Source organism: [Flexibacter] sp. ATCC 35208 (assembly GCF_001975825.1).
Lineage (GTDB): Bacteria > Bacteroidota > Bacteroidia > Chitinophagales > Chitinophagaceae > Chitinophaga.
Genome location: NZ_MTKN01000377.1, coordinates 1 through 309 on the forward strand (window position 1 = coordinate 1; position 309 = coordinate 309).

Annotated in this window: 1 protein-coding gene; it reads left to right on the forward strand. The window is 44.7% G+C overall.

The features are described from left to right. Positions 1-309 (forward strand): family 20 glycosylhydrolase (locus BW716_RS35985; RefSeq protein WP_179091454.1); only part of this gene is annotated, 309 nt, incomplete at both ends.

The window sequence follows — 309 nt, forward strand, 5'->3', positions numbered from 1 at the left end:
ATTTCATGAAAGAACACAATATCAAAGATGTTGATGAACTGCAGAGCTACTTTGTGAAGAGAATGGAAAAGTTCTTTAATTCCAAAGGGAAGAAGCTGATTGGCTGGGACGAGATCCTGGAAGGTGGAGTGAGTCCTACGGCAGTCGTGATGTATTGGAGAAGCTGGGTACCTTCAGCACCAGTGCATGCGGCTAAGAACGGGAATTATGTGATCATGACGCCGGGTAATCCTTTGTATTTTGATGGTATTCCTGACAGGAACTCTATCGCTAACGTGTATCATTTTGAGCCGGTTCCAAAGGGGTTGA